The 25,142-nt window shown below is 38.4% G+C and carries 24 protein-coding genes and 2 tRNA genes; 7 read left to right on the top strand and 19 right to left on the bottom strand.

The annotated features are described in order from the left end of the window. Window position 1: 1 nt before the first annotated feature. From QMN06_RS06115 to tmk, 3 genes are read right to left on the bottom strand one after another with little or no spacing between them, the layout of a single operon-like run. The gene (locus QMN06_RS06115) at window positions 2-775 is read right to left on the bottom strand and encodes a TatD family hydrolase (protein ID WP_281971660.1); all 774 of its coding nucleotides are present in this window, start codon (window positions 773-775) and stop codon (window positions 2-4) included. 2 nt (window positions 776-777) lie between these two features. Further along, entirely contained in the window at window positions 778-1,824 is a 1,047-nt protein-coding gene (locus QMN06_RS06110; RefSeq protein ID WP_281971659.1) for a hypothetical protein, read from the bottom strand. Further along, entirely contained in the window at window positions 1,824-2,480 is a 657-nt protein-coding gene (gene tmk / locus QMN06_RS06105; protein WP_281971658.1) for a dTMP kinase, read from the bottom strand. Before tmk ends, QMN06_RS06110 begins: the two co-directional genes overlap by 1 nt. Window positions 2,481-2,555: 75 nt before the next feature. Between tmk and QMN06_RS06100 the strand changes: the two genes are divergently transcribed. Continuing rightward, a complete protein-coding gene (locus QMN06_RS06100) occupies window positions 2,556-3,461 on the top strand; it encodes a folate-binding protein (protein ID WP_281971657.1) in 906 nt (301 codons plus the stop codon). Window positions 3,462-3,465: 4 nt separating this feature from the next. Then, the gene (locus QMN06_RS06095; RefSeq protein WP_281971656.1) at window positions 3,466-4,317 is read left to right on the top strand and encodes an NRDE family protein; all 852 of its coding nucleotides are present in this window, start codon (window positions 3,466-3,468) and stop codon (window positions 4,315-4,317) included. Here the strand turns inward: QMN06_RS06095 and QMN06_RS06090 are convergent. Then, window positions 4,314-4,757 carry a PaaI family thioesterase gene (locus QMN06_RS06090; RefSeq protein WP_281971655.1) on the bottom strand — a complete coding sequence of 148 codons (444 nt, stop codon included), beginning with the start codon at window positions 4,755-4,757 and terminating at the stop codon, window positions 4,314-4,316. The two genes, QMN06_RS06095 and QMN06_RS06090, sit on opposite strands and share 4 nt — an antisense overlap. A gap of 175 nt (window positions 4,758-4,932) precedes the next feature. Between QMN06_RS06090 and msrB the strand changes: the two genes are divergently transcribed. From msrB to QMN06_RS06070, 4 genes are read left to right on the top strand one after another with little or no spacing between them, the layout of a single operon-like run. Further along, a complete protein-coding gene (gene msrB, locus QMN06_RS06085) occupies window positions 4,933-5,319 on the top strand; it encodes a peptide-methionine (R)-S-oxide reductase MsrB (RefSeq protein ID WP_281971654.1) in 387 nt (128 codons plus the stop codon). Window positions 5,320-5,327: 8 nt separating this feature from the next. Further along, window positions 5,328-5,882 (top strand): septation protein A, encoded by a 555-nt coding sequence (locus QMN06_RS06080; RefSeq protein WP_281971653.1) that lies wholly within the window; start codon window positions 5,328-5,330, stop codon window positions 5,880-5,882. Between the two features lies 1 nt (window position 5,883). Further along, window positions 5,884-6,165, top strand: coding sequence for a BolA family protein (locus QMN06_RS06075; protein WP_281971652.1), 282 nt, complete (start codon window positions 5,884-5,886; stop codon window positions 6,163-6,165). Continuing rightward, window positions 6,162-6,956, top strand: a complete 795-nt coding sequence (locus tag QMN06_RS06070) for a peptidylprolyl isomerase (protein WP_281971651.1) — start codon at window positions 6,162-6,164, stop codon at window positions 6,954-6,956. Before QMN06_RS06075 ends, QMN06_RS06070 begins: the two co-directional genes overlap by 4 nt. 3 nt (window positions 6,957-6,959) lie before the next feature. On the opposite strand, the gene QMN06_RS06065 is transcribed toward QMN06_RS06070, so the two are convergent. From QMN06_RS06065 to QMN06_RS06035, 7 genes are read right to left on the bottom strand one after another with little or no spacing between them, the layout of a single operon-like run. Then, window positions 6,960-7,718 (bottom strand): spermidine synthase, encoded by a 759-nt coding sequence (locus QMN06_RS06065; protein WP_281971650.1) that lies wholly within the window; start codon window positions 7,716-7,718, stop codon window positions 6,960-6,962. Window positions 7,719-7,736: 18 nt separating this feature from the next. Further along, window positions 7,737-11,723, bottom strand: coding sequence for a phosphoribosylformylglycinamidine synthase (gene purL, locus QMN06_RS06060; RefSeq protein WP_281971649.1), 3,987 nt, complete (start codon window positions 11,721-11,723; stop codon window positions 7,737-7,739). Window positions 11,724-11,756: 33 nt separating this feature from the next. After that, window positions 11,757-12,257 carry a TPM domain-containing protein gene (locus QMN06_RS06055; RefSeq protein ID WP_281971648.1) on the bottom strand — a complete coding sequence of 167 codons (501 nt, stop codon included), beginning with the start codon at window positions 12,255-12,257 and terminating at the stop codon, window positions 11,757-11,759. After that, window positions 12,257-13,222, bottom strand: coding sequence for a YgcG family protein (locus QMN06_RS06050; protein WP_281971647.1), 966 nt, complete (start codon window positions 13,220-13,222; stop codon window positions 12,257-12,259). Before QMN06_RS06050 ends, QMN06_RS06055 begins: the two co-directional genes overlap by 1 nt. Window positions 13,223-13,225: 3 nt before the next feature. Further along, window positions 13,226-13,843, bottom strand: a complete 618-nt coding sequence (locus QMN06_RS06045) for a LemA family protein (RefSeq protein WP_281971646.1) — start codon at window positions 13,841-13,843, stop codon at window positions 13,226-13,228. Window positions 13,844-13,890: 47 nt separating this feature from the next. Beyond that, the gene (locus QMN06_RS06040) at window positions 13,891-14,811 is read right to left on the bottom strand and encodes a PsiF family protein (protein WP_281971645.1); all 921 of its coding nucleotides are present in this window, start codon (window positions 14,809-14,811) and stop codon (window positions 13,891-13,893) included. A 40-nt stretch (window positions 14,812-14,851) separates the two neighbouring features. After that, window positions 14,852-15,529 (bottom strand): ATP-binding cassette domain-containing protein, encoded by a 678-nt coding sequence (locus QMN06_RS06035; protein WP_281971644.1) that lies wholly within the window; start codon window positions 15,527-15,529, stop codon window positions 14,852-14,854. Between the two features lie 52 nt (window positions 15,530-15,581). On the opposite strand from QMN06_RS06035, the gene QMN06_RS06030 reads away from it, so the two are divergent. Beyond that, window positions 15,582-16,184 carry an arylesterase gene (locus QMN06_RS06030; RefSeq protein WP_281971643.1) on the top strand — a complete coding sequence of 201 codons (603 nt, stop codon included), beginning with the start codon at window positions 15,582-15,584 and terminating at the stop codon, window positions 16,182-16,184. Here the strand turns inward: QMN06_RS06030 and QMN06_RS06025 are convergent. The 8 genes from QMN06_RS06025 to QMN06_RS05990 all read right to left on the bottom strand — a co-directional run bounded on the left by QMN06_RS06025 (window position 16,173) and on the right by QMN06_RS05990 (window position 25,135). Beyond that, entirely contained in the window at window positions 16,173-17,627 is a 1,455-nt protein-coding gene (locus tag QMN06_RS06025; RefSeq protein ID WP_281971642.1) for a SurA N-terminal domain-containing protein, read from the bottom strand. The genes QMN06_RS06030 and QMN06_RS06025 overlap by 12 nt on opposite strands. A 56-nt stretch (window positions 17,628-17,683) precedes the next feature. Continuing rightward, window positions 17,684-17,759, bottom strand: a tRNA-Val gene (locus QMN06_RS06020). Between the two features lie 108 nt (window positions 17,760-17,867). Beyond that, entirely contained in the window at window positions 17,868-20,282 is a 2,415-nt protein-coding gene (gene lon, locus QMN06_RS06015) for an endopeptidase La (protein ID WP_281971641.1), read from the bottom strand. Window positions 20,283-20,443: 161 nt separating this feature from the next. Next, the gene (gene clpX / locus QMN06_RS06010; RefSeq protein WP_281971640.1) at window positions 20,444-21,754 is read right to left on the bottom strand and encodes an ATP-dependent protease ATP-binding subunit ClpX; all 1,311 of its coding nucleotides are present in this window, start codon (window positions 21,752-21,754) and stop codon (window positions 20,444-20,446) included. A 6-nt stretch (window positions 21,755-21,760) separates the two neighbouring features. After that, window positions 21,761-22,384: an ATP-dependent Clp endopeptidase proteolytic subunit ClpP gene (clpP, locus tag QMN06_RS06005; protein ID WP_281971639.1), complete on the bottom strand. Its 624-nt coding sequence runs from the start codon at window positions 22,382-22,384 to the stop codon at window positions 21,761-21,763. Window positions 22,385-22,413: 29 nt separating this feature from the next. Further along, window positions 22,414-23,751 (bottom strand): trigger factor, encoded by a 1,338-nt coding sequence (tig, locus tag QMN06_RS06000; RefSeq protein WP_281971638.1) that lies wholly within the window; start codon window positions 23,749-23,751, stop codon window positions 22,414-22,416. A 106-nt stretch (window positions 23,752-23,857) separates the two neighbouring features. Continuing rightward, window positions 23,858-23,944, bottom strand: a tRNA-Leu gene (locus QMN06_RS05995). 81 nt (window positions 23,945-24,025) lie between these two features. Next, on the bottom strand, window positions 24,026-25,135 hold the full coding sequence (locus QMN06_RS05990) for an alkene reductase (protein WP_281971637.1): 1,110 nt from the start codon (window positions 25,133-25,135) through the stop codon (window positions 24,026-24,028). Window positions 25,136-25,142: the final 7 nt, after the last annotated feature.

Here is a 25,142-nt window from a genome sequence, read left to right as displayed (position 1 = left end):
ATTAAATTTTAAATAATTGATGAAAGTTATGGCTTGTCGTCTGCCCAATTTGCTCAACAGAAACTCCTTTTAATTGAGCTACATACTCAGCGACATGACTAACCCAAGCCGGTTGATTTGTCTTTCCTCGATGAGGCACAGGAGCCAAATAAGGAGAGTCCGTTTCAATTAATAATCGGTCTAAAGGAACAAATTGACAGGTTTCTTTAATTTCTAAGGCATTCTTAAAGGTCACAATACCAGAAAATGAAATATAAAATCCAAGATCCATCGCTGCTTTAGCAACTTCTTTAGACTCTGTGAAACAGTGCATAACACCACCAACCTGATCTGCACCCTCTTCTTTTAAAATCCGAATCGTATCTTCAGAAGCTGATCGAGTATGAATAATCAGTGGTTTTTGAGATTCTATCGCCGCTGCAATATGTGTCCGGAAACGGTCTCTTTGCCAGTCAAGTGATGCATACGGGCGATCATTCATGCGGTAATAATCTAAACCTGTTTCACCAATTGCAACTACCTTTGGATGCTTTGCTTGCTGAACTAACCAATCTTTTGTCGGTTCAATCGTATCTTCGTAATCAGGATGGACGCCAACCGTGGCATACAAATGCACATAATTAGAAGCTAAAGCTAATACTTTAGGATAATCAACGACATCCACACTAATACATAATGCTTTATCAACTTGTGCATTTTTCATGTTGAGCAAAATCTCATCCAACTGATTGGAAAACTCTTCAAAATCTAAGTGGCAATGGGAGTCGATGAACATATTTAATTAAAAAGTTGTTTATAACGCATCAAAACTGCGTCTAATTGCACTTTGGGAAATAAAGGATGGTTGGCTAAGCGAATATCATCTTTCAAACTAGCCAAAAATTGTTGCAAAGATATCTTATTTAAGTTGCTACATGCAATTTTCATTCGCCCCTCTAGTTGAGGAAAATATCGAGGCTTTTGACCAAATAGAACTAGATTCATATCAAAAGACCATTTTAAAATACTATTTAATATATCTAAAAGGGCATATTGCCCAAGCAGGTCTATTATCTCACCTGAATGTAACAGGTTGAATTGAGATAATTGTTTCGTAATGATGGAATCATCTAAAGCCTTCTCATGCAATGAAGAAATAACTTTTAATGGTGATCCTGCATGCAGTAATAGTTTTTGCTCTAGTTCTTGATCAGCATATTCTTCTGGAAGTTGGGACTGAAGCCACCTCACGACCAATTCGAGTGAAGGTCTTGGAATAGGAAATAAATGGCAACGCGATCGAATGGTCGGTAAGATTTTTTCAAGTTGATTAGTCAGCAAAATAAAATGTAACTGATTGGAGGGTTCCTCCAGTGTTTTGAGTAAACAATTTGCAGCTTCAGCTTGCATCGCCTCTATCGGATAAATTAAAACAACCCTTTTACCACCTCGATAAGAACCCAACTCATTACTAGAAATGATATGCCGTATTTGCTCTATACGGATAAACTTACTTTGTTTTTTTTCCTCACCATCCTCCCCTACTTGTTCATCTTGTACCTCAAAAGGAAGAAGATTTTTGAGGATCTGTGGAACAACAATAAATAAATCAGGATGATTGCCCTGTCGCACCCAATGACAAGCCTCACATTGACCACAGGGCTTACTTCCTTGGGATTCACATAATAGGTAATTAGCTAACTCAAGGCCAAATTGGAGCTCTCCAATATCCTTTTGAGCAAATAACAATAATGAATGTGGGATTTTATTTTGGGTAAGTTCAAAGAAAGGCTTACTTAACCAAGGATATAAAAAGCTATTTGAAGTAACAACATCAGAGCTCATTACATACTCGCAATATGAGCTTTAAGCTGTTCTTGAATAACCATAATAGATAAACTTGAATCGATTAAAACAAATCGTTGGGGATGATTGGAAGCTCTACGCAAATATTCCGTTCTTACACGATTGAAAAAATCAAGGTCAAGTTCTTCAAATTTATCGGGTGATCTTGATGCGCTTCGTCTTTGTTCTGCGGCATGTGCAGATAAATCAAATAAAAAAGTGGTTTGTGGCTGGAGTAAAAAACTTTGGTTATCTACCGAGCGTGTTTGGACCCAACGCTCAAGTTTTTCTAGATCTTCTACCAAAAGACCCCGACCGCCACACTGATAAGCAAAAGAAGAATCCGTAAAGCGATCTGAAATAACAATATCACCTCGTTGCAAAGCTGGTTCAATCACTTGAGTTAAGTGTTCTTGACGACTAGCAAACATTAACAGGGCCTCTGTGCGAATATCCATAGGATCATTCAAGAGTGTTTTGCGCAATACTTCACCGAGTTGTGTCCCACCCGGCTCTCTTGTAAGAACCATCTTTTTATCAGGAAAACGCTTGGCTAATTCTTCAGAAAAAAACTGAATATGCGTGCTCTTACCAGCTCCATCGATACCTTCAAAGGAGATAAAAATACCTGGATAAAGTTGATTTTGAATATTCATTAATGCATTCATTCAATCATTTTAACAGTGAGAATTTTTTAGCTAAAAACCAAAAAACAATAGATAATAGTCTAGATGACTAATACTAATACAAGTTCAATAGCACCACTGAATGACTGGACATTAATACACGTTAATGGCCCAGATTCAAAGCCTTTTTTGCAAAACTTATTGACTAATAATATCTTACATTTGCCACTAGGTTCTGAGCATTTAGCAGGATTTTGCTCTCCTAAAGGACGATTATTAGCCAGCTTTTGGGTGAGTCATTCTCATCATGAAAGTTATGATTTATGGATTAGTAAGGACATTTCTGCGGAACTTGTTAAAAAGTTATTGATGTACAAACTAAGATCCAAAGTAGATATTACCCTTTTAGATTCATCGATGCTGATCTATGGCGAGTTCAGCAAAACCCCATTTCAACCAAGTCCACATCATTTATGTAACTTGCCAGCGGTTGAATATGGAGAAGTCACCTATTACAGAAGATTGTCAGCACAGGCAGTTACTGATATTGAATCACCTTTAGACTCTAGTTTATGGTCAATTCTTGAGGTGCAAAGCGGCATACCGCGAATTACTGCCAATACTAAAGACTTATTTGTTCCACAGATGATTAATTTTGAATCAATCGGTGGCATTGACTTTAAAAAAGGCTGTTATCCAGGGCAAGAAATTGTTGCTAGAAGTCAATATCTTGGCAATATTAAGCGCAGGCTCAAAATAGGGTCGATTGCTCAATCGGATGCTTTAATTACAATCATTCCGGGATCTGAAATTTATTCCGAAAGCGATCCTGAGCAAGCCTGTGGAGTAGTGGTTTTATCTAGTTTAGACTCCTCTAATCATCGTTATCATTTACAAATTGAAATCAAACTATCAGAATTAGAATCTAATCTCTATTTCAAAAATGAAAATGGTAAGATTTCAGGATTGATTGAAGTTAAAGAACCACCCTATCCCTTATTAATAATCTAGTCTTATGTGTCTAATACTTTTTGCCTGGAACTCTCATCCTGATTATTCTCTCGTTGTGGCGGCTAATCGAGATGAGTTCTATGAAAGACCTACTCAATCTATGTCTTGGTGGGATGATCATCAAAACATTTTAGGCTCTAGGGATAATGCTGATGTCATTGGTCTGCGTGGAACAGCGTTGGGACTTTCTGTAGAGGGTAAGTTTGCAGCGGTCACCAATATTCGTGCACCAAGTGAAAAAAATCCAGACTTAAGAACACGTGGAGAATTAACGGCGAAATTCTTATCTCAAAAATTAAGTGTCGATGAATTTATTCAAGCGAATCAAAAAACGTTTATGCAATACAACGGCTTTAATTTATTAACAGCCGATTTAAGTAAGAGTGATCATCAAGAACTCAGTTGGGTTAGTAATCGTATCTTAGTTGGTGACAAGATTCGTCAACGAAAAATGGTAAGTCCAGTAAAAGTTCATCCTGGCATCTATGGCTTATCCAACTCTATGCTTGACACTCCATGGCCAAAGGTTCGTTTGGGGGTTGCTCATTTTGCACAAGCAATAGCAATGGATCAAGGCAAGTTTAATCATCCAGAGCACTATCTCAAATTTATGAGTAATTCAACTTCATTTACCGATGCGGAATTACCTTCAACGGGTGTCAGTCTGGATTGGGAAAGAGCTCTTTCGCCTATATTTATTAAAACCGCTCACTACGGTACAAGGTCAAGTACCCTGCTCCGCGTGAGAAAAGATGGTAATTTTCAAATGCTTGAAAGAAGATTTGATAGTTCAAACCATCATGAAACAAGTATTATTGAAGGGCAATTACAAGGCTCCGAACAAATCGGTCGTTAATTGTTTGTATTACTATTTGTATTAACTTTACGAACACGTGTTGGTAAATTTTTAAAGTACTTAAAAGTTCCCGTTGCAAGACAACATAACTTCTCGTCTTCATCAAACACTCTAGCTTCACAAAATGCCATCGTTGTTGATTGATGAACTACTTTTCCAACAACATGAACTTGACCATTTGCTGCCTGCATAAAACTATTTTTTAATTCAATAGTCACCACGCTGCGATCATCTGGATCTGCTGAACGAGCAGCAATTGCCATTGCAGCATCTACTAGAGCAAGCAATACCCCTCCATGGGCAACTGACCAGGAATTTGTATGCTTTTGTTCTATGGCTAAAGAGATTTCTCCAAGACCGTCATGCATTTTTAATAATTGAACGCCTAAAAGATTCAAAAATGGCACATCTAGTGGTAGAGCTTGATTTGGATTATTCATATATTGTTCATTTAAAGTCACTTCATCCAAAATTTTACTTGAGAAAAATAATAAGTTTAGATGGAGGCCTTTCACTGTATTTTAACTATGAAGCATTCATCCATTCTTCTTTGAATTTATAATGAGGAATTAGTTGTCATATATAACTTTCGACCCTATTAATAACTTACATTAAATGAAAAAAACAGATCAAGAGTATCAAGCACAATTGAGTCCTATTGAGTATGAAGTCACTAGAAAAGCAGCAACAGAACGTCCATTTACTGGAAAATATTGGGATACATGGACCAAGGGTAGTTATCAATGTATTTGCTGTGGCACTCAATTATTCTTATCAGACAGTAAATTTGATGCAGGTTGTGGCTGGCCCAGTTTTTTTGTTCCTGCTGAAGGCGCACCTATTCAAGAAATCAAAGATCATTCTCATGGCATGATTCGAACTGAAGTTAGGTGCCAATCATGTGACGCACATCTAGGCCATGTTTTTGAAGATGGTCCTCAACCTACAGGGCTTCGTTATTGCATTAACTCAGCGTCTCTTCACTTAAAACCACAAGAATAAAACGATTAATGAAATTCCTTTTTGAATTTTTACCTATCTTGGCATTTTTTATTGCCTTTAAAACATTCGATATTTATGTAGCAACTGGCGTCGCTATTGCCATTACCTTATTGCAAATGATTTGGTTGAAAATGAAAAATCAACCCATTACCAAAATGCAAATATTCAATTTCTTGATTATCTTGGTATTTGGTGGGCTGACTATTTTTCTGCACGACAAAACTTTTATTATGATTAAGCCGACTATCCTGTATTGGAGTTTTGCACTTGCTTTAGGTATTAGTTTTTATCTTTTTAAAAAGAATCTAATTCAAATGGTTCTTGGTAAAGAAATTAAATTAAAAGAAGATGCTGATGTCAATATATGGTCAAAGGTCAATTTATCCTGGATTGTCTATTTTGCAGTCCTTGGGGTATTGAACTTATACGTAGCCTACAATTTTTCAGAGGAAACTTGGGTAAACTTCAAACTGTCTACCATCGGCGTACTACTGGTTTTTATTATTTTACAGGGTCTATGGCTGTCTAAATATATCCAAACTGATGAGAGTGAAACCCCCTAACATGACGCAAATCCATCCTCAAATTGAAATCTACAAAAATACTCTAGTAGAACACCTACAGCCACTCAGCATCCAAATTATTGATGATTCAGACCAACACGCAGGTCATGCGGGACATCATTCAGGTGGTGCAAGTCATCTGACATTACATATTGTCTCGGATAAATTCACTGGTCTTTCTCGTGTTGCTAGACATCGATTAGTGTATGATGTCTTGGATATTTGGATGAAATCCCACATACACGCACTTGTTATAAACGCTAAAACACCCACAGAAAAATGAAAATATCTAATTTAGTACAAACTCTTTTGCTCGCATGTTCTATTGCTTTTATTAGTCAAGCTATCGCTCAAAATGCTGTTGTTGTGAACGGCACTCCCATTCCATTATCTAAATTAGATCGTTTAGTTCAAAATTCTGGGCAAGAAAATACGCCCGAGATCAGAAACAAAGCTCGCGATGTTTTAATTACTAAAGAACTCATTTCACAAGAGGCTAACAAGCGTGGCATTACAAAGGATCCTCAAGTTCAAGATGCTATTGAACAAGCGAAACTAAGTGTTTTAGTTTCTGCAGTATTTGAAGATTGGATTGCTAAAGAAGGTATCAAAGATAAAGATCTTCAAACTGCATATGATTCTCTCAAATCTCAAATGGGTGGAAAAGAATATAAAGCTAGTCATATCTTGGTGGAAAATGAAAAACTCGCTAAATCCTTATTAACGCAGATTAAAGCCGGTGCAAATTTTGGTGATTTAGCTAAAAATAACTCCTTAGATAAAGGGTCAGCTGTTAACGGTGGAAGTTTGGATTGGGTATCACCCTCCTCCCTTGTTCCAGAATTCTCCAATGCAATGGTCGCTCTGAATCCTGGACAAATCACCCAGACTCCAGTTAAATCACAATTTGGGTGGCATATTATCAAACTGGATGAGGTTCGTGAGCAAAAGGTTCCAACTTTAGCTGAAGTCAAACCACAGTTGATTCAAATGCTGACTCAAGACCAAAATTTCCAAAAAGCAAAATTTATGGAAATGATGGAAAGCTTTAAATCAAAAGCAAAAATCCAATAAGATTTAAATACTTAGGAATTTTTTGGGTTGAACATTACATTTTTTTAAATGTTTAACCCACCTCTTCGTCGGTAGTCCGGTTTCTTTTCTAAGATATTGGGATCTCTTTTCTACATCATCCCAAGAAATTTCTAAGTGTGGTCCTTTAAATGCAAGAACCACCACATTGCAATCATGTACTTCATTCAAAAGTAGAACTCGATTATCAAATACGTCACAAATGTGATTGATATTGGTCTTAAAACTGGGATGCCTACTAAATAAATTAACCGTCATTACTCCAACTTCCTTTAAGGTCTTGTAGCAGCCTTGATAAAAATCCAAAGAACTTAATGCAGGTCCTGATGCTTCACCATTAAAAATATCCACTTGAACACTATCAAATTGATGATGGTTGTTGGTATCTTTGACATAATGAAGGGCATTATCTTGAATGATCTTCATTCTTGGACTTTGAACATCCAACGAAAACATGGTTTGTGCAGCAACAATAATTCCTGGATTAAGTTCGACTGCAACGGTTTGAATACTGTCGTTTAAACGGTTTGTAAATTTGGTTAAAGCCCCAGTTCCAAGACCTAATTGCAAGGTTTTCTTATTGTTTGCATCCAAAAATAATAACCAAGACATCATCTGTTGGGCATATTCCAACTCAATTGCATAAGGTTTTTTGATACGCATAGCACCTTGAACCCAAGGGGTGCCTAAGTGTAAATAACGGATACCTTGGATTTCAGAAAAGGTAACGGGTTCGTGTTGCATTTTAGTCATCTTTAATTATCAATTGATCCAATAACGTGCATTTTTGAACATTCTCATCCAAGGACTTAAGCCATCCTCCCACGCAGACCATTCAGTCGGTGACCAACTCATTTGCGCTACGCGGAAAACACGTTCTGGATGAGGCATTAAGACTGTAAAGCGACCATCTAGAGTTGTAACACTAGTCAAGCCACCAGGTGATCCATTTGGATTGAGCGGGAATTTTTCAGTGGCTTGGCCATAATGATCGGTGTATCGAAGTGATACCAACTCTTGATTAACTAAGTTCGATAATGAACCTTTATCGGAAAAATTGGCATAACCCTCTCCATGCGCAACGATGATGGGTAACTGGCTACCATGCATTCCGTCAAAAAAGATGGACTTAGAAGGGAGAACTTCCACTTGTACAAGTCGAGATTCGTATTGCTCAGATGTATTTTTCGTAAAATAAGGCCAGTCTTCAGTCCCCGGAATGATTTCAGAGAGTTGAGTTAACATTTGACAACCATTGCAAACACCTAATGCGAAGGTATTTGGCGATTGAAAAAATTGTTCAAAATTATCTCTTAAACGGGTATTAAATAAGATGGATTTCGCCCAACCTTCACCCGCACCTAAAACATCGCCATAACTAAATCCACCACACGCAACCAAGCCGTTAAAAGAACTTAAATCTTGATGACCTTGAATCAGATCAGTCATATGTACATCATAAGCATCAAAACCAGCTAAAGAAAATGCATAAGCCATTTCTTGATGAGAATTTACACCCTGCTCACGAAGAATCGCAATTTTAGGTTTTTGGTTGACACTCAAGTAATGTACAACAGGCTGATCTTTAGGATCAAAACTCAGAATCGGAACCATGCCAGGATCTTTAACATCTTCAACTAAAGATTGCTCACTAAGTGCACATGCAGGATTATCCCGAAGTGAGACGATAGCACTACTTGGCTTTTCCCAAAGCTTTTGAAGGTCTTTGCGTGAGGCTTGGAATATCTGTTGAGCATCACGCCAAATCTCAATCACATCTTTTTGATTAACTTTACCAATGACGTTTGAAAAACCACTCAAGTGATAATGACGCAGAATATCAAAGACCTCATCACGATCGCTTCGCTTGATTTGAATTACAAGACCAAGCTCTTCATTAAATAGTGCTCTTAAGGTATTTTCATCTCTTCTACCCGAGACTTGTTTAGCCCAATTTTTTGCATCTCCATAGTCAGACTCATGACCCTTTTCTAGTACTAAAAGATCGACATTAAGGGCCACTCCTAGATGAGAACAAAAGGCCATTTCACAAATCGTTGCAAGAAGGCCGCCATCCGATCGGTCATGATAAGCAAGGACATAACCTGCATCTTTTAAGATGCTCATTGCTGTAAATGCATTAATCAACAGTTCAGGATTTGCAAGATCAGGACAAACAGATTCTTCTTGATTAAAAACCTGAGCTAAGATACTAGCCCCCAAACGGTTTTCAGCTTGTCCTAAGTCAATTAAGATAATCTCTGTGTCATCAATATTTTGCAATTGAGGAGTAATGGTTTTCAATACATTTTCAACTGGTGCAAATGCAGAAATAATCAATGAAACAGGAGAAGTCACGTTCTTAGATTCTTGTTGATCTTGCCATTGTGTGCGCATCGATAAAGAATCTTTACCAACTGGTATCGAAATACGAAGTGCTGGACATAATTCCAACCCAACTGCTTTGACAGCGTCATACAATTTTGCATCTTCTCCAAAAGAACCACAAGCCGCCATCCAATTGGCCGACATTTTGATGTGAGAGATGTCTCTTACATCGGCACTTAATATATTGGTGATGGCCTCTCCTACCGCCATTCTGGCTGCAGCCGCAGAATTAAAAATTGCAATCGGGGTTCTCTCCCCCATAGCTATCGCTTCACCTCTGTAACCCGCATAATCCATCATAGTCACGGCGCAATCAGCCACAGGCACTTGCCATGGACCAACCATTTGATCACGATGGGATAAGCCACCAACAGAACGATCCCCAATGGTAATTAAAAAAGATTTACTCGCAACAGTAGGGTGTTGCAGCACATGATGAATAGAGTCTTGTAAGGTAAATTCAGACCAATCAGATCGATGAGATACTTGCTCTACTCTTTGAACATCACGATGTGTTAATGGCGGCTTTCCAAGTAATACCTCCATGGGGATATCAATCGGTAAATGCTGACGATTTGATTCATCATAATGTTGATCAAACAAGACCAGTTGACGATTTTGCGTTGTTTTACCAACAACAACAAATGGACAACGCTCTCTTTCACAGATAGCTTGAAAACGATTTAAATCTTTTTCTTGAATAACTAGAACATACCGCTCTTGAGATTCATTACACCAAATTTCGGCGGGACTCATTCCAGTCTCTTCAAGAGGAATGCGTCTCATATCAAAGATAGCGCCTAATTTTGCGCTATCCGCTAATTCAGGAAACGCATTCGATAATCCACCGGCGCCAACATCATGAATTGAAACAATAGGATTATCAGTTCCAAATCGAATACAGGTATTGATGACCTCTTGCGCACGACGTTCAATTTCAGGATTACCACGCTGTACAGAGTTAAAGTCTAAGTCTTGAGCATTTGCGCCAGTGTTCATCGAACTTGCTGCGCCACCACCCATACCGATTTTCATACCTGGGCCACCAAGCTGAATTAAAAGATCACCCTCTTGAATATCTTTTTTATGAGTATGCTCATCACGAATCGTACCTATACCGCCGGCTATCATGATGGGTTTGTGATAGCCCCATCGCTTACCTAAAAGACTTTGCTCAAAAACTCGAAAATATCCACCAAGTATTGGTCGACCGAACTCATTATTAAAAGCTGCGCCACCAATAGGGCCTTGAATCATAATATCTAATGGGGAGGCGATGGTATTGGGTTTTCCATAAGGTGATTGTTCCCAAATCATGGACATATTTGGAATATGTAAATGTGAAACAGAAAAGCCTGTTAAACCAGCTTTTGGCTTACCACCAATACCAGTAGCTCCTTCGTCACGAATTTCTCCACCAGCGCCGGTTGAGGCACCAGGAAAAGGCGATATAGCTGTCGGATGATTATGGGTCTCTACCTTCATTAAGGTATGAACCAAATGATGTCGCTCTTCATATAAATTGGACTGTGGAGATGGTCCCCAAACAGCGGATTCACAACCTTCCATAATGGCTGCATTATCAGAATAAGCAACGATGGTACCTTCCGGTCTTAAGCGATGAGTATTCCGAATCATGCCAAATAAGGTTTGATCCATGTTTTGCCCATCAATCGTCCATGAGGCGTTAAAAATTTTATGACGACAATGCTCACTATTCGCCTGAGCAAACATGATGAGTTCGACATCCGTTGGATTACGATTTAATGTTGTAAAACTTTCTAATAAATAAATAATCTCATCATCAGAAAGAGCTAATCCAAGTTCAGTATTGGCTTGATCAAGAGCTTGCCTACCTGCACTCATGATATCAATCAACTTGAATTCTTGATCGGCTAATACTTGATACTGATGCTCAAGATACGAGGATTCAAGAATCACTGACTCCGTCATACGATCATGAGTCAATTGATATAAGAGCTGCTCTTGTTCTTTAGATAAATTTGCTTTAGAGGCATATCTATACTCAATACCCTTTTCTAGACGGAGTAATTGAAAATTACATAATTTGGCTATTTCAGTAGCTTTACTCGCCCATGGAGAAATAGTTCCTACTCGAGGAATAACAAAATAACTCTTCACGTTCTCAAGTTTAGAAGGATGATTACCTGGCAGATTAAGTAACCGATTGAGCTGACTTAGTTGTTCAGCACTTAATGCAGTCTGCGTCCATATTAAATATTGTTCTCGAGCCTCAAAGGACAGAATGGGCAGATGATACTTTTGAAAAGTATCAATAAGACCTTGCTGACGAAATTGGGAAAGTGCGGGTGATCCGGATAATAGGCAAAAAGTAGGCATATCTAGATTATACGAAATGCCGATGTGCTTGCGTTAAATGATGATCGGCTGATCAGGTAATTCATTCGGGGTAATAACCTCAGCAGGGTAGTGTTGACGTAAAACCTCATGAATCCGTTTAATTCCCAACAAGACACCTTCTTCAAATTGCTGACTTTTTAGTAAAATTTCCATCTCTTTACAAACACTCACCCAATAATCCTGTCCAGCCTTCACATGTATATTTCTATCAGCAATAATTTCAAAGTCATGATCCGCCATAAGAAGATAAATTAATACCCCATTATTTTCAGCAGTGTCCCACACCTGAAATAAGGAAAATATTTCTATAGCCCTTTCTCGAGCAGATTGACGATGATAAAGAGCCATTGGCGATAGAGATGTTTCAACAATAAAACGTATTTGACCGCTGTGCGTCATCTCGCTTTGAGCTATCGCTTGCTCAATTCGCATTAATACATCTTTACTGAAGTATTTTTTTGTATTGCTGTTACTTGCAAATAAGTGCTTTAAAAGTCTTGAAAAATAGTTCATTACCATCCTCCTGAGGCACCGCCTCCACCAAAGCCGCCTCCACCACCGCCGAAACCTCCACCGCCTCCACCGAAACCGCCCCTACCACCAAAGCCTCCGCCACCACTAGGGAAAATAATTGGGCCCCCTCTTCCTCCGAGCCCTCCCATCATCGATGCCACAAATCCAATCAGTCCTGCAATGATGGCTATTCCAATAATTCCAGTCAGAACGAAGGCTAAAAAGCCAACAATTCCAGCAGTTGTTAAACCCCCGAAAGTCTTACCTAAGATTTTTTTCAAGATCCCACCCAAAAAGAGTGACCCCATAAAGGCAATTAATAAAATACCTTCAACTCCACCAGAGTCATTGGCAAAACTGCCTTCGCTACTTTTTACAACCGGTGGGGGTAATTCTTCGCCATTGATAACTGTAATTAAAAGATCAATACCTGCATTAATTCCCTCATAGAATTGTCCTTGACGAAAATACGGGGTAATAATTTCTGCAATAATTCTTTTCGCAGTTAAATCATTGACAGCACCTTCGAGCCCATATCCAACTTCAAAACGTAAGCGACGATCATCCTTGGCTATCAATAATAAGATGCCGTCATCTATTTTTTTTCTACCTAACTGCCATTTCTCTACAACCCTTAAAGTATATTGTTCAATTGCCTCTGGTTGGGTACTAGAAACAATCAAAATAGCAATTTGGCTACCTTTTTGAGTTTCAAAAGCTGCTAATTTTTGCTCTAAAGCACTAATTTGACTCGGCGTCAAAGTTCCAGTTATATCAGTTACCTGAGATTTTAGAACGGGAATTTTTACCAAATCAGCATCTCTTGCAGAACTCTTCTCGTAGGCTACGCCTCGGCCACTTGGAGTGTTACTCAAATTCTGCGCATAAACAGAACCATAAATGGCCAGGAAAAAGAAAAAAAGTGCTAGCAACTGTCGTTCTAGCACCTGCACCAATTTAAGCATGGCTTATTTTTTATCGTTGTTGAACTGCACGGTTGGAGGCTTAGCAATTACTGCTTCATTTTCAACGGTAAAGTTGGGTTTAGCTTTATAACCAAAAATCATTGCTGTTAAGTTATTCGGGAAAGTTCTTACTGTAAGGTTATATTCCTGAACAGCTTTAATGTAACGGTTACGAGCAACCGTAATACGATTTTCAGTACCCTCTAACTGTGCGGATAAATCTCTAAAATTTTGATCAGACTTAAGGGCTGGGTAGTTTTCAGAAACAACCATTAAACGAGATAAAGATCCTTTTAATTCATTTTGGGCCGCAATATATTTTTTGAAAGCCTCAGGATCATTAATAAGTTCTGGAGTTGCTTGCATCGATCCAACTCGTGAGCGAGCTTCAGTAATCTGAGTCAATACTTCTTTTTCTTGAGTAGCATAACCTTGAACCGTTGCCACGAGATTCGGGATTAAGTCAGCGCGACGTTGGTATTGATTGAGTACTTCAGCCCAATCAGCTTTTACTTGCTCATCAGTTGTTTGGAATGTGTTGTAACCACAACCATGAAGAAATAATGTGATCAGTGTTAGTAATGAAAAAATCAAACCACGTTTTAACCTTAAATTCATCATTGCCCCTAAAGAAGATAAATTAATAATTTAAACCCTAATTATGAAAATTAATCGTTTTTCAAACATTCACTCATAAATGCTCTGAAATCAGCTTGATTACGTCCTTTACCCATGGCTGAACATTCCCCCATTTTCATCTGTTGAGTTGTTAATTGTTTACCATTTTTGTCAACATCATTTGGGCCAGGCTTCAGATCACCAATTTTCGCTCTGGCTGCTGCACCCTCAGCAGCTGGGGACCCTGCTGGAGCAGATGATTTTGGAGTTTGCTTTGCAACAGGTGCTTTTTCTTTTACTGGCTCAGGTTCTTTTTTTGGAGATGGAAGTGGTACTGGGTTTGCAGGTGTTTTTACTTCCGATTGTTTAGTAGCTTCTTTGACTTCTTGTTTTTTTTCAGTGGAAGAACTTTCGGCTGCTTTTTTAGTTGAGCTCGCTTTTTCAGTTACTTCGGTCTTCTCTTTCGCTACTTTATCTGACTTTTCTTTTGCAGTAACTTCTTTATCTTCTTTCGCCTTAGTTACTTTTTCCTTTACAGCGGGCGTAGTTTCTTCTTTCGCTTTAGCAACTTTCTCTTTTGCAGCAGGAGTAGTTTCTTCTTTCGCTTTTGCTACTTTGTCAGCCTTTTCTTTTGCTAAAGCCTCTTTATCTTCCTTTGCTTTTGCTGCTTTGTCAGCCTTTTCTTTAGCTATTTTTTCTTTGTCTTCTTTTGCTTTAGCGATTTTTTCAGATTTTTCTTTGGCTGCAGCTTCTTTAGCTTCTTTGGCTTTTGTAGCATCTTGTTCTTTTTTAGCGGCTATGGCTTTTTTTTCTTCAGCAATTCGCGCTTTTTTTTCTTCAGCGGTTTCTTTCTTTACAGCAGTCTCAGCAGCTTGCTTGGCTTCTTTAGGGGAAGCATTTACATCGATGGGATCTTTAGCAAAAGCGAACGACATTGTGAATAAACAAAAAGTAATTAATATTTTTTTCATTATTTTTCCTTTGTTGTATTAAATTCGTTGGTTGGATCTTTCAAACCAAACAACCTGCCTTTAATGTTAAAACTCTATCACATTGTTGAGAAACTTCCATGTCGTGAGTGACCATCACGATGGTAGTGCCAAAATCTTGGTTTAATTCAAACAAGAGTCCAATCACTCTTTGGCCATTTTCAGTGTCTAAACTACCTGTCGGCTCATCTAAAAATAAGATTTTAGGCTTACTTATAAATGCTCGAGCTAATGCGATGCGCTGCTGTTCCCCACCTGACATAGTAGCTGGATAATGATTTGCACGATCCGAAAGTCCGATTCTTTCTAATAAACTCTTGGCAAAATCGATTGATTGTGGATTGATTTGTCCAGAAATTTCGAGCGGTAAGCAGATATTTTGAAAAGCACTCAATTCTGGAATTAATAAAAATGATTGGAATACAAATCCAACATCATTTTTTCTCAAGGCGGAACGTTGATCTTCATTCAAATCTTTTAACTCTTGACCAAATAAACAAACTGATCCTTCATATTCTGGGTCTAGACCTGCCATAATACTTAATAAAGAGGATTTGCCAGAACCAGAAGCGCCTAAGATTGCTATAGTTTCTTTTGTGTATATTGCAAAATTAATATCGCTTAGAATTTTTAGTAATCCAGAATGGGCAGAAACCGTTTTTTGCAAATGTTTGACTTCAACCAATGGATTATTAAGCATAAAAAGCCTACCGATGAATAGAATAAACTTCATTATCTTACAGAAATTGATTTTGCTAATATCCCTGATGTTGTGCGGTATTCATCTGAGTGCTCAAGAGAAAATACCTCATCGCATTCTTGTATTGGGAGATAGTATTTCAGCAGAATACGGTATTCCCGCTGGGACAGGCTGGGTCAATCTTTTACAAGACAACTTAAAGAAAAGTAACTATCAATTTACTTTATTTAACTCAAGCATTAGTGGAGAAACTTCCGCAGGTGGAAAAGTCCGTATCGCAAGTCTATTGCAACAACATCAGCCGAATATAGTTATTTTAGAGCTAGGGGCAAATGATGCCTTACGAGGCTTCCCCCTTAATACTAGCTATCAAAATTTACTTCAGATCATTCAAATGAGTAAGTCCAAGGGAGCTCAAGTACTTATTCTTGGAATGAGGATCCCGAGTAATTACGGCCCTGAATATACTGCGCAATTTGCTAATATGTATGCTGATCTAAGTAAAAATACACAAAGCGCTCTTGTAACCTTCTTTTTCGAAGGTATTGCTACCAAACGAGAGTATTTTCAAGACGATGGCATTCATCCTAATGAAGCCGCACAAAAAATTCTCTTGAGTAATATGCTTCCCTCAGTCAAAAAGTTATTGAAGTGATTTCAACTTTTTAACTGGAAAACGATCTTTCATATTTGAAAAATATGCTGCTAATTCATTTTGCAAATTCAAATCTGCAATTTGTTTGAATTGCTCAATTTGCGCTTTTGGATTATTTTCCTTAGACTCTCTCACTTGATTCACCCTGTAGAGGGCAATACCAGATCCTGGAAGTTTCGCGGAAACGACTTGGGGTAATTTATTTGCGTCAACACCAAAAATCTTCTCAAAGGGCTCACCACTTAAATCTAATGGTTTATTTCTAGAAACCCAAACAGACTTAGAAAATTCTTTGCCTGGTAATTTTGCTTGAGGATCCGTTTGCAATTTTTCTAACAACTGACTACCTTCTTTTACTGCTAAATCTTCTGCTTTTTTGACACGCACAATTTTTTCAATTTCAGTTTTAACCACCTCAAAATTTTGGGTTTTGGATTCATTGAATTGGGTAACATGTAGTGAAATCAAATCTCCATTAGCAAGTTGAACTACTTCTGAATTTTTATTTAATTTCAACACATCATCTTTAAACAAGGTTTTTAAAACTTTTGCTTGATTGACGGGATGGTCCTTGGGAAGGTTCGCTTTACCAGAGATGCTTACTCCTGTAACCCTTTGAATGCTTAGTTTTAAAGTATCCGCTACAGCTTGAAGACTATCTGCCTGTTCATAGACGATATTAGCAAATGAGTCGGCTTTTTGTGTGTAATCTTTATCATCCATTTTTGCATCACGATGCAAAACAACATATTCAACATCTGCAGTTGGAGTTGTCTGGAAATCACTTGGGTGAGCCTGGTAATAATCTTTCAAATCAGACTCTTCTACTTTGATATTTTTCGCATATTGATCTGCCAAGAAAAAAACAACTTGAACTTCTCTTTCTTTGCCATACGCAGCAATTAACTTTTCCGATACAGTATTTGAATTGATACCTTGCTGATTAGAAGCTATCGCATTTTGCAAATCCGCACCCATTAACTCAGAACGTTTGATATTTTGAAATTGATTAACACTAAGGCCATTACTTTGTAGCAGCTGTTTATATTTCTCGGCATCAATCGAACCATCAGCTTTTTTTAAAGCTTGTATTTCAGGAAAACGATTTAATTCATTTGTTAAACGCTCATCAGATACTTGAAGATTTAAAGACTGTAATTCATTTTTGAGGAGTTTTTGTTGAATAATTTGATCGAGAACATTCGATTTAAAGGCACTGGAATTCGCATATTCAGCTGGTAAACCACTTTTTTGCGCTTGATTTTTTACAGTATTTTCAAATTCAACAGCAGTAACTATATCCTTACCCACTTTAGCAATATCAGAATCTTTACTTCCCATACTGGTGTAACTTTCTATGCCAATAAAAGCAAAAGATGGAAGAATCAAAGCAAGTAAAACAATTTGTAGTAATTTTTGATGAGTGCGTACGAATTCAAACATGGAATGAGAATAGTTATTGATTAGTAATGGGTAGAGTATAACGGAGTAAGAAAGTGTGGTGGGTGCTGACGGGATCGAACCGCCGACATTCTGCGTGTAAGGCAGACGCTCTACCATCTGAGCTAAGCACCCTCTTGAAGGGATCACTGAAAATCCCACTTCAGAAAGCTTTCTTGGATTTAATATACGATCCAAGAAAGTCTTCTATTATATATTGAAATTTTTCAGAATTCAATCTTCTTAATGCTTTAATACATCCTCAGTCTCTGGTTTCGCTGGAGTTGCCTCTTGAACCACAACTACCTCTTCCTCTGTAAGAGGTTTTGGCATTGTTTCAAGGGCCATCTCTAATACTTTATCAATCCAGCGAACAGGTACTATTTCGATAGAATTTTTTACATTATCTGGGATTTCAGTCAAGTCTTTAACGTTTTCCTCTGGGATTAACACAGTCTTAATTCCACCACGATGAGCTGCAAGAAGTTTTTCTTTCAATCCACCAATTGGCAAGACTTCACCACGCAAGGTAATTTCACCAGTCATTGCAACATCCGCTTTCACCGGAATACCCGTCAAAATCGAAACAAGTGCTGTGGAGATCGCAATACCTGCCGAAGGACCATCTTTTGGTGTAGCCCCTTCAGGAAAGTGAATGTGAATATCTTTTTTCTCAAACATCTCTTCACGAATCCCTAACTGTCTAGAGCGGGAACGCACAACAGACCGCGCCGCTTCAACAGACTCCTTCATCACATCACCAATAGAACCCGTGCGGATAATATTACCTTTACCTGGCATAAGAGCAGCTTCTATGGTTAATAAATCTCCGCCAACTTCTGTCCATGCAAGCCCAGTAACTTGACCAATTTGATTTTCTTTATTTGCAAGCCCAAAATCATAGCGTTTGACAGATAAGAATTTCTCTAAATTAGCAGAGTCAACAATAATCGGTGCTTGCTCTTTTTTCAGTAGCAATAATTTAACTACTTTTCGGCAAATCTTACTAATCTCGCGCTCTAGAGCTCGAACACCAGCTTCCCGAGTGTAATAACGAATAATATCTTGTATTGCAGATTCTTTTACATCGATTTCACCATGTTTTAAACCATTGTTTTTAATCTGTTTAGGTAAAAGATACTTCATCGCAATATGGGTTTTTTCATCTTCTGTATATCCAGCAAGACGAATCACTTCCATACGATCCAATAATGGTCCAGGAATGTTGAGTGAGTTTGACGTAGCAACAAACATCACATCCGACAAATCAAAATCTACTTCGACATAATGATCCTGAAAGGTATGGTTTTGCTCTGGATCTAAGACTTCTAACATCGCACTTGCGGGATCGCCCCTAAAATCCATCCCCATCTTATCGATTTCATCCAATAAGAATAGTGGGTTTCGCACACCAACTTTTGTCAAACTACTCAGGATTTTTCCTGGCATAGATCCTATATAGGTTCTTCTATGACCACGAATCTCTGATTCATCACGCACCCCGCCTAGCGCCATTCTGACAAATTTACGATTTGTCGCTCTAGCAATGGATTGTCCTAAAGAGGTTTTACCAACTCCTGGAGGGCCAACTAAACATAAGATTGGAGCCTTCACTTTGTCAACACGTTGCTGAACAGCAAGATATTCCAAAATACGTTCTTTGACCTTATCAAGGCCGTAGTGATCATCATTTAAGACCGATTCAGCATGCGTTAGATCGTTATTCACCTTACTTTTTTTCTTCCAAGGTAGATTAATTAACGTATCAATGTAATTTCTAACAACAGTAGCCTCAGCTGACATTGGAGACATTAGCTTCAATTTTTTTAGTTCTGATTCAGCTTTTTTCAGAGCTTCTTTGGGCATTTTTGCGAGTTTAATCTTCTTTTCTAACTCTTCTAAATCAGCGCCCTCTTCACCCTCTCCAAGTTCCTTTTGAATCGCTTTAACTTGCTCATTGAGATAATATTCCCGTTGACTTTTTTCCATCTGACGTTTAACACGCCCACGAATCCGCTTCTCAACTTGTAAGATATCAATTTCACTCTCTAATTGACCCAAGAGGCTTTCAAGACGCTTGACTACATCGCTCATTTCAAGCAATAACTGTTTTTGATCTAACTTGATGGGTAAATGAGCGCAAATGGTATCTGCCAAGCGACTAGCATCATCGATACCTGTTAAAGAAGCTAAAATTTCTTGAGGAATCTTTTTGTTTAATTTTACATATTGATCGAATTGAGCAACTATGGCACGTTTGAGGGCCTCAGTTTCTGATTGATCAACATTGGCAATTGCCTGTGGCGTTGCCTCACAATTAAAGTAGCCTAAGGAATCCTCGATTTGACTCACATCAGCTCGCTGTGTTCCTTCAACCAGTACCTTAACCGTTCCATCGGGTAATTTCAACATTTGCAAAATGTTGGCAATACAGCCAACATGATATAAATCTTGGACCGTTGGTTCATCTTTTGATGCCGTTTTTTGGGCTACTAACAAAATACTTTTACCCGTTTCCATTGCAGCTTCAAGCGCCTTAATGGACTTCGGTCTTCCAACAAATAAAGGCATTACCATGTGTGGAAACACAACCACATCGCGCAAAGGTAGCAATGGTAACTGAATCGGTTCAGTTGGTAAGAGTAGATTGCCAGGCATATTTAAATCTCCAATTAGGCGAAAAGCATTAAATAAGTATATCTAAATAGTATTTAGTGCCAAATGGTTCAATAACAAGATTAGAATACACTTTTTTTATTGAACATGAGAACTTCTAGTCTTTTTCATAGGATCGCTTCATTGCTTAACTGGTAATGAGCTTAAGCTACTGAGGATGGGCTTTGATGAACTAAGGTTGGCTTACCACCGCCAACACAATTTGCATCAATCACTACTTTTTCAATCGTTTTCTGAGATGGCAGCTCATACATAACATCAAGCAAAATACCCTCAAGAATCGAACGTAAGCCCCGAGCCCCAGTATTTCTTTCCATAGCCTTTTTTGCTATAGCTTTTAAAGCGTCTTCGCGGAACTCAAGAGTGACATGTTCAAGGTCAAATAATGCTTGATACTGCTTGACTAAAGCATTTTTAGGCTCAGTCAAAATTTGTATAAATGCATCCTCATCGAGTTGATTTAAGGTAGCAATCACAGGTAAGCGACCTATTAATTCAGGTATTAAACCAAACTTAATTAAATCTTCAGGCTCCACTTGCTCGATAAGCTCACCTAAGTTTTGTGAACTTTTACTTTGTACACTTGCATTAAAACCAATGCCTGCTTTGGATGAGCGTAAATTAATAATCTTTTCAAGACCATCAAACGCCCCACCACATATAAATAAAATGTTCGTTGTATCAATTTGCAAAAAATCTTGATTAGGGTGCTTTCTACCACCTTGAGGCGGTATGGATGCAACAGTTCCCTCAACGAGTTTTAGCAAGGCTTGTTGAACACCTTCTCCTGATACGTCTCTAGTGATGGATGGGTTCTCAGACTTTCTAGAAATCTTATCAATCTCATCAATATAAACAATGCCTCGTTGAGCTTTTTCCACATCGTAACTACATGCTTGCAAAAGTTTTTGAATGATGTTTTCAACATCTTCACCAACATAACCAGCTTCAGTCAATGTCGTGGCATCGGCCATTACAAACGGTACGTCTAAAAGTCTAGCCAAAGTCTGAGCTAATAGTGTCTTCCCTGATCCAGTTGGACCTATTAACAAAATATTACTTTTTGCTAATTCAACTCCATTGACCATGGCGGTCTTACGAGTAGACGCATTGTCTTTATTTTTTAAATCAACTGGCTGAAGATTATTAAGTCTTTTGTAATGGTTATATACCGCTACAGCGAGCGCTTTTTTTGCCTGGCCTTGACCAATGACATATTGGTCAAGAATCGTTTTAATATATTCTGGGGTTGGTAAAGCAGATTGAGATGCGGAAGATGCTGCAGACTTGGCTTGGTCCCCACCTTCGGCAATGACCTCGTTACATAAATTAACACACTCATCACAAATAAATACTGAAGGTCCGGCAATCATCCTCATGACTTCGTCATGATTTTTTCCGCAAAAAGAACAAATCAAATTTTTATTAGAGCTGTCGCTTCCACTAGTCGTCAATTCGGCTTACCTCGAAGCAATCACTTTATCGATTAAACCGTATTCTTGAGCCTGATTTGCCGACATAAAATTGTCGCGATCTGTGTCTTTAGCAATCGTTTCAATGGTCTGACCTGTTCGCTCAGAGAGAATCTTATTCAACTGTTCACGCAAATACAAAATTTCACGTGCCTGAATCTCAATATCAGATGCCTGACCACGGGCACCACCCAATGGTTGATGAATCATGATTCTGGAGTTTGGCAAGGCAAAACGCTTACCTTTTGCACCAGCTGATAACAGAAAAGCGCCCATGCTAGCGGCTAAGCCCATACACAATGTACTAACGTCAGGCTTGATAAAATTCATCGTATCAAAAATTGCTAAGCCGGAGGAAACAGATCCACCAGGTGAGTTGATATATAGGGAAATATCTTTGTCTGGGTTTTCACTCTCCAAAAATAACATCTGAGCAATCACCAAGTTAGCTGTATGGTCATTTACTTCACCCACCAGAAAAACAACGCGTTCTTTTAATAAGCGCGAGTAAATATCATATGCTCTCTCACCTCGACCTGAAGTTTCAATCACCATTGGAACTAAGCCAAGATTTTGTGGCTGGAGTGATGGATCAAAATCTTTTAGCGACATAACTATTTCCTTTAAAAGTAATTTATATATTACTTGATGACGCTTAATTCTTCAAAACTTACCTTTTTATCAATTACTTTTGCTTTTGATAATACATAAGTTACAACATTGTTTTCAGTTACTAATGACTCTACATCTCCAAGTCGACTGGGGTCGCTATAGTACCAACGAGTCACTTCCTTAGGATCTTCATAACTAGCTGCTTGATCTTCAATTTCTGCTTTAATTTGGTCTGCAGTTGCTTTTAAAGACTCATCTTTCACCAATTGATTAAGAATCAAACCTAATTTGACTCTTTGTTCTGCTTGAGGTGTAAACATCCCTGGAGGAATCGGTGCATTTTTGGCGTTCGGTACACCACGTTGCTCCAAATCACTACGCGCCATCTCAATTAAACGCTCTTCTTCTTGGCTGACCAAAAATTTAGGTAATTCTAGAGTTGTAGCATTGGATAAAGCATCTAATGCTTGATTTTTTAAGATGCTTTGTTTTCTGCGTTCGATTTCACGCTCTAAATTCTGACGAACTTCATTACGCACCTTCTCCATACCACCTTCTGCCATACCTAAACTTAAAGCAAACTCTTCATCTAATTCAGGTAAGTAAGGCCACTCCACTTTTTTCATGGTTATTTTAAATTCAGCAGTTTTTCCGGCAACTTCTTTACCGTGATAATCCTCAGGGAAATTTAACGGAAAAGTTTTGTCTGCTCCCTGAACTAAACCAAGGGCAGCTGCTTCAAACTCAGGCAACATTTGCCCTTGACCCAAAACGAACGTAAAGTCATCTGCTTTGCCACCGTCGAACTCAATTCCATCAATCGATCCAACAAAATCAATCGTGACTTGATCTCCGGATTGAGCTGATTGATCAGCCCCACCATCACCGTGACCATGATCTTCGCCACGTGGATGGTAATGAACACGTTGTTTACGAAGTAAATCAATCGTTTTATCAATCTCCGCATCGTTTACTTCTGTATCGTAACGTGTAATTTCAGTTTGACTCACATCACCAATCGTGACTTGTGGAAACACTTCAAAAAAGGCATCAAAAACGATTTGATCAGCGTCTAACTCACTTTTTGGTTCTAAACGTGGTTGACCAACTAATTCAATTTTCTCTGCTTGGGCAAATTCAAAAAAACGATTAGAAGCGTGATCAAAGGACAATTCGAAGTCGACCTGTTGACCATATTGCTGCTCAATCATTTTTAATGGCACTTTTCCAGGTCTAAAACCGGCCATTTTCATATTTTTACCAAGTTGTTTTAATTTTGCTTCGCGCTTAGGCAAAAGTTCAGATTTGGAAAACTCTAAAGAAACTTTTCTTTCCAGAGCGCCAATATTTTCAATTTGAAGTGACATAAGTATTTAAGGTAATAAAACAAGTTAATCATTCTTGGGAAATTCAGCTTTTTATCATTGTATTCAAGCTCATGAAGATCAATACACAATAATAAAAGGCCTATCTTGGTGCGAGGAGGGGGACTCGAACCCCCACACCATTTCTGGCGTCAGGACCTAAACCTGGTGCGTCTACCAATTTCGCCATCCTCGCAACTTCAATTTCTCAAAGTAATCCGACATTTTACAGTGTCTTCGCCTAGAAGGTCATATTTTAGAAATAAGTTCGATAAATTTATTGATTTAAGCTTGGATAATCGGTATAGCCTTTTTCTGATCCGCCATAAAAAGTATCACGAACATATGGGTTGAGGGGTGCGTTTTGCGCAAATCGTTCAACTAAATCAGGATTTGAAATATATAACCTTCCATAAGCAATGGCGTCCGCTTGGTTATTTTGCAGAGCAGCTTCACCAGATTGTCGATCATATCCTCCAGCACTGATAAAAATACCTTTATAAACATTTCTAAACTGATCTGAGGTACAGGGAGCTTCAGTTGCTACTTTGTCATTCGCACCTGCAGATGTAGATCTTGGCTCAATCACATGCAAATAGGCTAATTGATAAGTATTTAACACTTCAATCACATGGGTAAATAAGCCAATTGGATCTTCATCAGAGATATCACCAAATGTTCCAAATGGAGAGAGTCTTACTCCAATTCTGAATGAATCAAAAACGGTCTTTACACGATCCAAAATTTGTTGCATCAGTCGTGTACGGTTTTCCTTAGATCCACCATATTCATCCGTTCTTTGATTTGTCGATGATTGTAAAAATTGATCCAATAAATAACCATTCGCATTATGAATCTCAATACCATCAAAACCTGCTTGTTTGGCATTTACTGCAGCTTGATAAAATTGCTCAATCAGTGCATGAATATCTTCAAGGGTCATTGCTCTTGGGGTCTCATAAGGCACCATACTCCAAGAATTCGTAAATGTTTTTCCTTCAGGTTTAATCGCTGATGGGGCAATGGGTAAGCCTTCATTTTCATGAAAAGAGCTGTGAGAGATTCTTCCCACATGCCATAACTGGGCAAAAATTTTACCGCCTTTAGTATGCACATCTTGAACAATTTTTGACCATGCTGCGGTTTGTTCGGCACTGTATATACCTGGGGTTGCTGGATACCCCTTACCTAAAGGACTAACTTGCGTGGCTTCTGAAATAATTAAACCTGCACTTGCTCGTTGAGCATAATAGGTCTGAGCTAAGGGATTGGGGACATCATTTTCTATCGCACGCATCCGTGTCAAAGGCGCCATAATCAATCGATTCTTTAGTTCTAAAGAACCCATTTTTAGAGGCTTTAATAATTGCAAGTTTTCTTGTGACATGTACATT

The organism is Polynucleobacter sp. SHI8, assembly GCF_027944005.1.
Taxonomy (GTDB): domain Bacteria; phylum Pseudomonadota; class Gammaproteobacteria; order Burkholderiales; family Burkholderiaceae; genus Polynucleobacter.
The sequence above is the reverse complement of the archived record's forward strand: the minus strand, read 5'-3'. Positions and strand labels throughout refer to the sequence as shown.